Here is a 12,122-nt window from a genome sequence, read left to right as displayed (position 1 = left end):
ATTGGTACTGCGTTCATACCAGCACTTTATTATCGATAGCATATCACTAAAAGACAGCGATATGCAGTTACCGCTTATTCATTGAACCAAGATTCCCGAGCTTTCATGATGAGTTTTCCTGCGGTTTCAGAGTCTAAACCTTCGATATCTTCGAGATCGAAGACTGCTTGTTCTGCCAAATCATCAACGGTAATAATGTCTTTTTGTGCCATTTTATAAGCCCAATTGACTGTCATACCTTCAAGCTCTTGTAGCTCTTGACTTGGCTCTTTCATGTTCTGTTGTTTGACCAGCTCATCAGCGATGACGACTTCTTTTGCACGCTCTTGAATCATCTCAATTGCTTCATCGTCTAGACCTTCAATATCATAAAAGGTTTCAACTGGTACGTAAGCCACTTCTTCAATACTGGTAAAACCAATATCGACAAGTGCTTGCGCTAAGTCTTTATCTACTTCTAAACGTTCATAGAATAATTCGATAAAGGCTTTCGATTCGTTTTGTTGACGCTGCTGATATTCTTCTTCTAGCATCATATTAAGCTTATAGCCCGTTAGCTCAGACGCCAAACGTACGTTTTGACCTTGTGAACCGATCGCACGCGCCAACTGATCATTGGTGCTAAAGATAATATCAGCCGTTTGCGTATCTTCATCCAAGATGATGCTACTGACGTCAGCTGGCTCTAAAGCACTGATAATGAACTGTGCTGGATCATCTGACCATACCACCACATCAATGCGTTCGCCATCAAGCTCCTGCTGTACGGCTTGGATACGTGTACCACGCATACCAATACAAGCACCAACTGGATCGATACGATGATCGTTGGTTTTCACAGCTATTTTAGCACGAGTACCCGGCAAGCGCGCGACGTTGCGGATTTCAATAATTTGTTCGGCAATTTCAGGCACTTCTTTTTGCATCAATGCTGAAAGCATTTCAGGATGAGTACGAGACAGTAGCAACTGAGCGCCGCGGTTTTCACGGTTTACATGATACAAAATGGCATTGATACGTGATTTTGCACGTAATTGCTCACGCGGCAGCATCTGATCACGTGACAAATAGCCTTCGGCATTGTCACCTAGATCAATGATATAGCCATCACGAGTCTGCTTCTTGACTTCGCCATACATCATCTCGCCAACACGTGGCTCAAAAGCATCTGCTACTAAATTACGCTCAGCTTCACGAATCTTTTGGATGATGACTTGTTTGGCTTGAGTCGCAGCAATACGACCAAACTCAATCGATTCAATCTGTTCTTCTTTGACATCACCGATTGACCATTCTTCTGGATCAAGATCGCTGATGGCTAGCTGACAAGCCGGCATTTCATGGTCTTCATCTGCAACCACTGTCCAGTAACGATAAGTATCATAATCGCCGGTTGTACGGTCGATAGCAACCCGTACTGCCACTTCTGGCTGTTCGGTGTATACTTTTTTCTTGGTAGATACCACCAAAGCATCTTCTATCGCTTCAAAGATATCTTCAGGATTTAAGCCCTTTTCATTACTGACAGTTTCTACTACCGTTAAGATTTCACGACTCATGCTATACCTGTCCTATCATTTTTAATTGACTTAAATTTTATAATTTATGTATTGCTATTATATTTTCACCGTAAGCTATATAAGCTGTTTGGATATTAAAATGCTGATGGATGATTTGTTACTTCAAGTTTTCAAATCAAACCAAGCTGTACAAAAGCTTAGGCATCTTCATAAATCAAATTGGCTTTATCAATATTACTCAGCGCAATCTCAAACTGCTGACCATCGCTTGATGTCAGATTTAAGACATTTGCATCGATACTATCTAAAGTACCTGTCGCTTTGCGACGTTTTTGATCACCTTCACCAATCGCTTGTATTAAACGCAAGCTGACGGTTTGACCAACATAGGCATGCATCTGCTCATCGGAAAAGAATGCACGGTCGAAACCTGGTGAAGAGACTTCTAAGATAAACTCACCAGCAATCGGATCATGAACCTCAAGAATACCGCTCACTTGATGGTTCACTGCTGCACAGTTTTCAATGGTTACTTGTTTATTTTGAGCCTGCTCTTCTGGCAATGCCTCAATATAGATGCGTAATAAAGAGCGATTGCCTTGCGGTGCAAACTCGATACCCCATAATGCCACATCGCAAGCCGCGACGGCAGGAGCAATAATATTGGTCAGTTCTGTAACTTTGGTTGAAAGCTTCATAATCTATTTATCTTTTCCTATTCACGTATCTATCGTACTTAGTAAACTGCGTAATTGTCGCTCACTCATGGAATTTATTTATTAGTAAGAGACACAGTCATTATATTATCTTAAATCACAAACATATTATTTTATATGATATGCGCTTATATAGGGATGAGCACAAAAAACATCAAGCTCAGCCAGACAATGCTTTTATTATTCACAAAGCAGTACTACCGATAAAGGAGTGAGGAATAAAGGATAGTGTGCTTAAGAAGCAGCGCGCCGATAGCGGCAGGTGACAACCAATAACGAATAACGAATAACGAATAATATCGCACTCTATAGAACTAGAGCTTAGCATAAGTAGGATAGATACCGCGATACCACTGACCGTCAGATACAAAAAAACCCACAAACATAATGGTGGGCTAATCGTTACTGACAAATTTAGTGTACAAAACATCAGTATAAAAAGTGGTAGCGGGGGCTGGATTTGAACCAACGACCTTCGGGTTATGAGCCCGACGAGCTACCAGACTGCTCCACCCCGCATCAATCTATGGTGCGTATTATAGCGGGGGTTTATATAAGTGTCAATCTTTATTTTAAATAAATTAAACTAAATTTCTTACCTATATTACTAACGCCGTACTTAATACGTTACAACTTTAAAAACTTGGTGCGATTGGGGGGACTTGAACCCCCACAGCTTGCGCCACCACCCCCTCAAGATGGCGTGTCTACCATTCCACCACAATCGCATTTTTCACTGCTCTACTATTACTATCTAATCTATCATAATAGATGCTTAAGGTAGGCATCGATAGAATCAGACTGCTAAAACAGAAAAGTATTGTAAATCTAACGCCTCAAAATAGCAAGAGCTGCCTCAATTAAAAGGCAATGACTAAAGACAGCTATTAAAGGCAAATGTCTTTAAAATACAGTTATTGAGGATTCTGTGTCAATGGACGCGGCGTTTGTGGTGCTGACACAGGTGCATCTAAACGGAACTGATCTTCAGCCTGTTTGCGCGCGTGAACGGCTAGCGTCATACTGGTGATAAAAAATATCACTGTTAATACTGCTGTCGCACGCGTTAAAAAGTTCGCTGTTCCTGCCGCACCAAAGACCGTACCTGACGAGCCAGCGCCAAAAGAAGCTCCAGCGTCTGCCCCTTTACCATGCTGTATCAAAATCAAGCCGATCATGGCAATCGCCACGATAATATGCAGGGCTAATATAAACGTAAACATGGTGGCCTCTTTTGCCGCGTAATGACGACTGATAACGGAAAATAAATCTTACGGTTAATAGGAATAGCAATTGACGGGTAATGCTGCCAAATCGATTATATAAATAAGGCGCATTGTACACGATTGCAAGGGCACTGTTAAACCTACTTTTGCCAACTGATAAAGACATTTTATAATCGAGACCGCCATGAAATGCACGTTTTATCTCTATTAACTAGTCTTTAGCTCGACTAAAGGCATTGGCAATTGCCAAAAAACTCTCTACCTTTAATGATGCGCCGCCAACCAATGCCCCATCAATCATAGGATCTGCGGCAAAGCTATCGGCATTATCCGCATTGACACTACCACCATATAGCACACTCATTACCTTTAGTGATTCTGCAAAGCCTGTGATGGTTTGCTTAATATGCTGATGCGTTTGACTGACTTCGCTCACGGTTGGGACTTTGCCAGTACCAATCGCCCACACTGGCTCATAAGCAATGATCAGTCGATCAGATAGTGATGACATGATATCTGGTTGGGTAGTAATCACTTCTTTTATGACTGATAACTGAGTGTCAATTACGTCAAGGGTTTGCTTATCATCATATTGAGCCTGAGTTTCACCAATACAAAATACCACGCCCAAACCTTGGGTAAGTGCGTGAGTCACTTTCTGAAATAACGTATCGTGAGACTCGCTATGATACTGGCGACGCTCAGAATGACCTAGTATTGTCCAAGTTGCCCCAGCGTCTGCTATTTGCTGTGCTGAGCATTCACCCGTATAAGCGCCAACACTGGCACTATGCGCACTGACGTCTTGCGCTGCACTCAATATCGAACTACCAGCTAAACGCGCACTGACAGCTGCCAGATGAATACAGCTTGGTGCCACCATCAACTGACAGCGACTATTTGACCGTTCTATGGCGGCTTGCTCTTTAGCATCAATTGTAGTCAACAAATTATTCAACAATAAATCGACGTCGTGACTCGTTGCTGGATTCTGTTTCCAATTACCAATTACCCAAGCTTGCATACTCATCTACCTTGTTTCATCTATTCTTGCCAATTTGGCTAATATGCGCGCCAGTATAACAAATAATTCCCAAGTGCTATAGTATGCTGCCGCCAGCAGAAAAACAGACAGTCAATGCAAATATTTACTAGGGCGTGTCCTCACTCTAAAAAATAATGATAAAAATGAGATAAATTACTGTCAAACAAGGAAAGTAGCGCAAATATTATCGAGATATTGATAAGCTATTTGACGATGTTTGGCAAAATTTAGCTTATTTAGAAAATAGTCTATTGAATTGAAGACACGCCCTAGACATTGTCTCAAGCTATGATTTTTTGGGTCAAGCACTCAATCGTCCATATAAAATCTTTAAACTAAAGTAATGTTTTATAGTATTGTGTCTATATATAACAGACTATTATCAAGAATCTAACAACTAAGCTACTGATGAACTACACTATTAAAACGGTTTCTCTGCTAAATCTCATAAGAGCATCTCTGCATTGACTGTTATTCATGATGGCCTAAAGGCTAACAATGACTTATAGCAGGTATTTGTTAAAAATTATAATAGTAAGTGGCTCTCAGAAGTATATGGATTTCAGACAAATATATAGCATATTGGATATTAAGGAGAAGTCGTAATGTCTATCACCACGAGCAAGTATGGTGGTTTAGCGCACCAGCTAATCAGCGAAGGTATCGTCAGCGAAGCGAATATGAAAATCGCGCAGACCGAATCGCAACAGCAACAAGTAGGACTAGTGCCCTACCTAGTCGACAATAAATTAGCAGATGCTTATCATCTTGCGCAGATGTTGTCACAAGCGTTTGGCGATCCTCTTTTCGATCTTGATGCTTTACATGTTGATGTCATTCCAAAAGACTTAGTAGATGAAAAAATCATTCGTAAATTTAATGCGTTGCCATTATTCAAACGAGGACAGCGTTTATTCGTCGCATTAAGTGATCCAACTCGTGTGGATGCAATTGACGCTATTGCTTTTAATTCACGGCTGTCTATTGAAACTATTGTCGTCGAAGAAGACAAGTTAAAAAAGCGTATTGAGAGTCTTTACGCTGATGCCATGCAAAATTTTGATAGCTTCTCTGATAGCGATTTAAATGTTGGCTTTGATGAAGGTGAAGAAGAGGAAGGCGAGACCAAGCTTAGTGATGGTGTCGAGGAAGCACCCGTTGTAAAATTTGTTAATAAAATGCTGGTTGATGCCATTCGTATGGGTGCCTCTGACTTGCACTTTGAACCCTATGAAAAAACCTATCGCGTTCGCTTTCGTGTCGATGGTGTGATGCAAAAAATGGCCAATCCACCCGTACAACTGGCTGGGAAAATTGCAGCCCGTTTAAAAGTCATGTCGCAGATGGATATTTCAGAGCGCCGTGTGCCACAAGATGGACGTATCAAGCTCAAGATATCTAAAGATAAAGCCATCGACTTTCGAGTAAGCTGTCTGCCTACCCTATTTGGCGAAAAACTTGTACTTCGTATTTTGGATCCTTCTTCAGCGATGTTGGGTATTGAAGCGCTCGGCTATGAACCTGATCAGAAAGATATGTTTTTAGAGGCACTGCATAAACCACAAGGTATGTTGCTTATCACGGGACCAACTGGTTCTGGTAAGACCGTGTCGCTTTATACTGGTATTAATATTTTAAATACTGGCGCGACCAACATATCCACTGCTGAAGATCCAGTGGAGATTAACTTGGAGGGGATCAATCAAGTCAACGTCAATCCAAAAGTGGGTCTAACTTTCGCAAATGCCCTCAAATCTTTTTTACGACAAGATCCTGATATTGTCATGGTCGGTGAGATTCGTGACCTTGAGACTGCTGAAATTGCAATTAAAGCAGCGCAAACAGGGCACATGGTGCTCTCAACCCTACATACCAACTCAGCACCTGAAACACTGACGCGGCTGCGGAACATGGGTGTGGCCTCCTTTAATATCGCGACTTCAGTAAACTTGGTTATCGCCCAGCGCTTAGCACGACGTTTGTGTAAAAACTGCAAAAAACCTATTAACATCCCTAAGCAAAGTCTGCTTGAGCTCGGCTTTACAGACGCTGATTTGGACAATCCAGACAATATCATTCACGAGCCAGTAGGTTGTAATGAATGCCGTGAAGGTTATAAAGGACGAGTCGGTATCTACGAAGTTATGAAAGTCAGCCCTGATATCTCACGCATCATTATGGAAGACGGTAACGCGATAGATATAAAAGACGCTGCACTTAAAAATGGCTTCCGAGACCTGCGTCGCTCTGGGATTTTAAAAGTCTTACAAGGCGTAACCAGTATTCAAGAAATGATGCGCGTCACTTCTGAATAAGAATACTGGCTATGCGTATGTTGCATACGCACAAAAATACAGACACTGCTGATCACTAAAGAGGAACGTTTGAAGTGACTAAACCAACTACTTTTTAATCTTGAATTGTCGAAAAAATAGCTTTTAGTAATGCACTGATAAAAGGGTATTTGGACATTCAAAACTGTCCTTATATGAGTAATGCCATTATTTATATGAGGACTTATATGATGGGTGGTAATCGTACGGACTTTTATAAATCAGCAATAATCTCTACCAGATATACTTAAATATAAAACAGAGTTATACTGGTTTTTTACGTTAAAATAAAGTATGCCTCTTTTATGTAATGAGTCAGGCATCGTTGCACATCTTTGCAAGATCTATATTAGACAATATTTTGAGGGTAGTAACATGGCAAAAGCGAAGACCGACGTGCTGTTAGACTTTGTCTATGATGGGGTGAATCGACGCGGACAAAAAGTGAAGGGAGAGACCACCAGCCGTAGTTTAGAGTTAGCAAAAGCAACTTTACGCAAACAAGGTATCAGCGTTAAAGGTATCAAGAAAAAACCAAAGCCACTTTACACTTTCAAAAAATCCATCAAACCTATCGATATTGCCATTTTTGCCCGTCAATTAGCGACTATGATGAAAGCGGGTGTGCCATTGACTCAATCCTTTGAGATTGTTGCTGACTCACTTGACAATCCAAGTATGAAAGACTTGGTATTACAAATAAAATATGACATTGAAGCGGGTGGGACTTTTGCTTCAGCATTGCGTAAGCATCCCCGTTATTTTGACGACCTGTTTTGTTCACTTGTCGATTCTGGTGAGCAGTCTGGTGCACTGGAAACCATGCTTGAACGTGTTGCTACCTATAAAGAAAAAAGTGAATTACTTAAAGCCAAAATTAAAAAAGCAATGAAGTACCCTATCGCGGTTGTCGTTGTCGCTATTATTGTGACTATGATTTTGCTAATAAAGGTCGTGCCGGTATTTTCAGAATTATTTGGCTCATTTGGTGCAGATTTACCTGCATTTACCCAAATGGTTGTTAATATGTCTGAGTGGATGCAGGTATGGTGGTTCATTCTAGTTGTTATTATTGGTGGTGCCATTATTGGTTTTTCGGAGGCCAAAAAACGGTCTAAAAAATTCCGTGATTTTTTAGACCGTGCAGTATTAAAAGCACCAATATTTGGAAATATCGCTTATCAAGCGGTTATTGCCCGTTTTTCCCGCACACTATCGACTACCTTTGCTGCGGGCGTGCCGCTTATTGACGCTCTTGAATCTACTGCTGGTGCGGCAAATAATGTCGTATTTTATAACGCTATTCAGCAAATCAAAAATGATGTTTCTACTGGTCAACAGCTACAGTTTTCGATACGCTCAACCAACCTTTTCCCAAGTTTAGCCATTCAAATGGTCGGTATCGGTGAAGAATCCGGTAGTTTGGAAGAGATGTTAGATAAAGTTGCTGTCTATTATGAAAATGAAGTAGACAACGCCGTTGATGGATTGACCAGCTTAATGGAACCTTTAATCATGGCGGTGCTCGGTGTATTAGTTGGCGGCTTGGTGATTGCCATGTATTTACCAATATTCCAAATGGGCTCAGTAGTAGGCTAAAAGCTATTTAAAGGACAGCTTGTTCATGCAATTTATAGAGTTATTACAAGACAATATGCCTATCGCTTTAGGCATATTCGGCCTACTAGGTCTTTGCGTTGGCAGTTTTTTAAATGTGGTGATTCACCGTATTCCGCTGATGATGGTTTATAGCTGGCGACAAGAGTGCAGCCAGTTTATGTCAGAACAAGCAGATATGCCTCGCGGACACACTCTGCCCCTAACAAATATCGTAGCGGCTGACCAGCCGATTACTTTGAGTCGACCAGCCTCACGCTGCCCTCATTGCGCCCACAAAATAAAGTGGTACGAAAACATACCGTTAATTAGCTGGTTAATACTACGTGGCCGTTGCTCAGAATGTAAAGCAGCGATTGGACTGCGTTATCCACTGGTTGAGCTAGCAACAGCCCTACTATCAATGTTAGTGATTTATCAGTTTGACGTAACTGCAGCTGGCTTGTCAGCCCTGATTTTGGTATGGACGCTGGTTGCATTAACCGGTATTGATTTTGATACCCAACTACTGCCTGATCGCTTGACCTTTCCATTAGCGGGTTTAGGATTAGCAGTGAATTCACAAGGCTGGTTTGTCTCACCTACCCAGTCAATTTGGGGCTTATTGCTAGGGTTTTTGTCATTGTGGATAGTGGTTAAGATATTTTATCTAATCACTAAAAAGCATGGTATGGGGCAGGGAGATTTCAAATTATTGGCAGTATTAGGTGCTTGGCTTGGGCCCATGATGTTGCCATTGATTATTTTATTGTCTTCTCTATTAGGCTCAATTGTTGGGATTATTTTGATGAAGAAGCAGGGTGAAAGCAAGCCGTTTGCCTTTGGTCCTTATATCGCTATCGCTGGTATTGTTGCTTTATTATATGGCTCAGATATCGTCAACTGGTATCTCGGCATGTATACTTACTAAATTGTCCTAGAAAGTATTTCGGTCACTCCTTTTTAAACAGACACCAAATCTTAAAATAGGCACCAAAATACTTTCTTAGCTTATAACCATCACTGTCATTATATCGAGCAGATAAGTCATTATTATGTCAAAACAATCATTTTCACCTTATTCTCATAAGCCCCAGACCCCGCAAAAGAAAAGCAAAACTTTAGTAGTTGGCTTAACGGGTGGTATCGGTAGTGGTAAGTCCGCTGCGAGTGCTTGGTTCGCTGAGCAAGGCATTGATATTATCGATGCGGATGTGATTGCCCATGAAGTCGTCGCTAAAGGTAGCAACACTCTGCACAAAATCCAGAAAAAATTTGGTGATTGGGTGTTGAATAGTGATGGATCAATGGATCGAGTGGCAGTAAGAACGCACGTCTTTTCACATCCTGAGGCATTGATTGAGTTAGAAGCAATCACTCACCCAGCGATACGCGAAGCAGCAAAAGCACAGTTGGCAACCAGTACTTCGCCTTACGTGATATTGTCAGCGCCTTTACTTATTGAAGCAGCAGAAGCAGGGCTTGCCAATTTATGCCAACGTATCTTAGTAATGGATGCCACCGAAGATACGCAGATTGCGCGTGCCAGTCAGCGCGACGAACAAAGCATACAAAAAATCAAAGCCATCATGGTGAATCAGCTGAGCCGCGAAGAGCGTAATCGTCATGCAGATGATGTGGTGCTCAACGAAAGTGATCTTGCGGCTCTGTATGTGCAATTAGCGCCATTACACCAAGAATATCTTAAGCTTGCCCAGCAGCTAAAGTACGCTGTCGATTGACTTCATATAGCGCCATACCAGTGGCAACACTCACATTTAGACTTTGAAGGTTGCCATGCTCATTTCCTGACATCGGAATATACACCAGCTCATCACAGCTCTCCATAGTCAGGCGACGCATCCCCTCACCTTCTGAACCCATGATAATGGCTGTTTTGCCAGTCAGATCAGCAGCATGAATGGGTTTGGCATCCGCATTAAGCGCTGTACCAAACACAAATACCCCAGCATTTTTGATTTGCGTGAGCGTACGTGCCAGATTGGTAACACTAATAATCGGCATCATCTCTGCTGCACCGACTGATACTTTAGCCACTGTTGGTGTCAGACTTGCCGCATGATGTTTCGGACAAACCACGGCATCCACACCCATCGCCACTGCGGTACGCAAGCAAGCACCAAAGTTATGTGCATCCGTAATTTGATCTAAGACCAATAATAAGCATTGGTCACGCCCAGCAAGGGTAGCAAGCAAGCCTTCATCAGCAAATCCTAAAGGACGCGCATTCAGCACCACACCTTGGTGCTGCGGGCTGCCACACAATTGCGTGAGTTTGTCTTTTTGCGTGGGTTGGATACTGATACCATTGTCACGTGCTTGCGCCATAATCGCTTGTACATGGCTATCAGTCTCACGACCTTGCTGCACAAACAAGCTTAGCCCATCTAAAGGACGATATTCGAGTAAGGCATCAATCGCATGAATGCCATAAAAATAGGTAGGTTTTGCCATAATAGGCCTATTGATTATAAAGTGGGTATCGCGCTATATGATAAAAACTAGGCGATAAAAAGAGATGACAGTAATTGTATCAATAAATGGATATCTGCATATAAATAATATCAGCAGAAAAAGAAAAACCTTACCAATCCGATAAGGTTTTTCTTTTTTTGAGTAAAAGGCTTTTTGCTGTCATCAATCACTTAATAACAGCTTTAGCAAACTTACCCTTCTAAGTGGCAGATATATTGAACAATTTCTTCTGTCCGCAGATTAAAACCACTATTGCCTTCAACCACGAATGATTGACCAGCGCGGTAATAGCTGAATTCTTCATCACCATTAATTTTGACCTCACACTCACCGCCCGTGATTTCGATACGCTCGGAGGTATTGGTGCTAAAATGGTAATGCTCAACCAAATTATCACAAGGCAAGATAACGCCCAATGTTTTATGTCGACCATCTTCGAACATAATAGTGTGGCTTGAACAACGACCATCATAAGATACCGTCGCTTGAGCATTGACTGTTACATTAGTAAATTGCGCCGCTGTCATAGTGGCTTCCTTATCAAATAATCATTACGAAACTAAAAAATAAGTAATTGGTTAGAGTACCGCCAGAGTTGCGTCGTTAACCGACACCTCTGTACTACGTACTGTATCCTTCTATACTAGATATCTGTGCGCTAAAGCTAGCCACAGGTTCTATGAAAATACTTTAGAATAATGACCGAGTGGCATACTCTTCCAACTATACGCCTATCATTTTACAAAATTATGACTCGTTATCGTGTATTACACCGTACTAATCTAATCAGAAGAGTTTATCATTATGTGAGATTATGCTACCACATTATATCTATAAAGTTTGTTAAAGCGACTAGGAAAATGCTGTTTGATGCGAATCTTAAACTTACTTACTCATCTTTTTTTGAGTCAGCACCTTATCACTATAATGGGGCTTTTTTTATACATTTGATCCGCAACCATTCTTAGTCTAACGCCATCATTTTGACAGGCTTAGTCATCTTAATGATTGATATTGTGAATATTATGATGACGACTCATTGCCAGTTTTTGATAGCTTTATGGTAATCTTCCAAGAATAAATTCTATTATACAGTGCCTGAAAGTTTGTATTTAAGCGCGTTTAACATCATACTATTTGCCTATAACATTTATCTCATTAACACGGTTAAATGAATAATTTCACTCCCT

At 41.3% G+C, this 12,122-nt stretch carries 10 protein-coding genes and 2 tRNA genes; 4 read left to right on the top strand and 8 right to left on the bottom strand.

The annotated features are described in order from the left end of the window. Positions 1 to 74: 74 nt before the first annotated feature. The 6 genes from nusA to tpiA form a co-directional block, all read right to left on the bottom strand. Positions 75 to 1,559, bottom strand: coding sequence for a transcription termination factor NusA (nusA, locus tag JMX95_RS07140; protein ID WP_055123697.1), 1,485 nt, complete (start codon positions 1,557 to 1,559; stop codon positions 75 to 77). 158 nt (positions 1,560 to 1,717) lie between these two features. Beyond that, a complete protein-coding gene (rimP, locus tag JMX95_RS07135; RefSeq protein ID WP_045454872.1) occupies positions 1,718 to 2,218 on the bottom strand; it encodes a ribosome maturation factor RimP in 501 nt (166 codons plus the stop codon). Positions 2,219 to 2,678: 460 nt separating this feature from the next. Further along, positions 2,679 to 2,755: transfer RNA gene (locus tag JMX95_RS07130), tRNA-Met, on the bottom strand. A gap of 125 nt (positions 2,756 to 2,880) precedes the next feature. Further along, positions 2,881 to 2,964: transfer RNA gene (locus JMX95_RS07125), tRNA-Leu, on the bottom strand. Positions 2,965 to 3,150: 186 nt separating this feature from the next. Then, on the bottom strand, positions 3,151 to 3,459 hold the full coding sequence (secG, locus tag JMX95_RS07120; protein ID WP_025652589.1) for a preprotein translocase subunit SecG: 309 nt from the start codon (positions 3,457 to 3,459) through the stop codon (positions 3,151 to 3,153). A 214-nt stretch (positions 3,460 to 3,673) separates the two neighbouring features. Then, entirely contained in the window at positions 3,674 to 4,486 is an 813-nt protein-coding gene (gene tpiA / locus JMX95_RS07115) for a triose-phosphate isomerase (RefSeq protein WP_109590574.1), read from the bottom strand. Between the two features lie 626 nt (positions 4,487 to 5,112). Here tpiA and pilB point away from each other — a divergent pair. The 4 genes from pilB (at position 5,113) to coaE (ending at position 10,178) form a co-directional block, all read left to right on the top strand. Beyond that, positions 5,113 to 6,822, top strand: a complete 1,710-nt coding sequence (gene pilB / locus JMX95_RS07110; protein WP_109590572.1) for a type IV-A pilus assembly ATPase PilB — start codon at positions 5,113 to 5,115, stop codon at positions 6,820 to 6,822. Between the two features lie 393 nt (positions 6,823 to 7,215). Beyond that, positions 7,216 to 8,439: a type II secretion system F family protein gene (locus tag JMX95_RS07105; protein WP_109590570.1), complete on the top strand. Its 1,224-nt coding sequence runs from the start codon at positions 7,216 to 7,218 to the stop codon at positions 8,437 to 8,439. Between the two features lie 25 nt (positions 8,440 to 8,464). Then, positions 8,465 to 9,367, top strand: a complete 903-nt coding sequence (locus JMX95_RS07100) for a prepilin peptidase (RefSeq protein WP_109590568.1) — start codon at positions 8,465 to 8,467, stop codon at positions 9,365 to 9,367. A gap of 124 nt (positions 9,368 to 9,491) precedes the next feature. Further along, positions 9,492 to 10,178, top strand: coding sequence for a dephospho-CoA kinase (gene coaE, locus JMX95_RS07095; protein WP_109590566.1), 687 nt, complete (start codon positions 9,492 to 9,494; stop codon positions 10,176 to 10,178). Here coaE and rlmB read toward each other — a convergent pair. Beyond that, positions 10,141 to 10,911: a 23S rRNA (guanosine(2251)-2'-O)-methyltransferase RlmB gene (gene rlmB / locus JMX95_RS07090; RefSeq protein WP_055123702.1), complete on the bottom strand. Its 771-nt coding sequence runs from the start codon at positions 10,909 to 10,911 to the stop codon at positions 10,141 to 10,143. The genes coaE and rlmB overlap by 38 nt on opposite strands. Before the next feature lie 212 nt (positions 10,912 to 11,123). Then, on the bottom strand, positions 11,124 to 11,459 hold the full coding sequence (locus tag JMX95_RS07085) for a pyrimidine/purine nucleoside phosphorylase (RefSeq protein WP_045443006.1): 336 nt from the start codon (positions 11,457 to 11,459) through the stop codon (positions 11,124 to 11,126). Between the last annotated feature and the right edge of the window lie 663 nt (positions 11,460 to 12,122).

The sequence above is a fragment of the Psychrobacter sp. NC44 genome, assembly GCF_904846655.1.
In the GTDB taxonomy this organism is placed as follows: domain Bacteria; phylum Pseudomonadota; class Gammaproteobacteria; order Pseudomonadales; family Moraxellaceae; genus Psychrobacter.
This window is presented reverse-complemented; position numbering and strand designations above follow the sequence as displayed.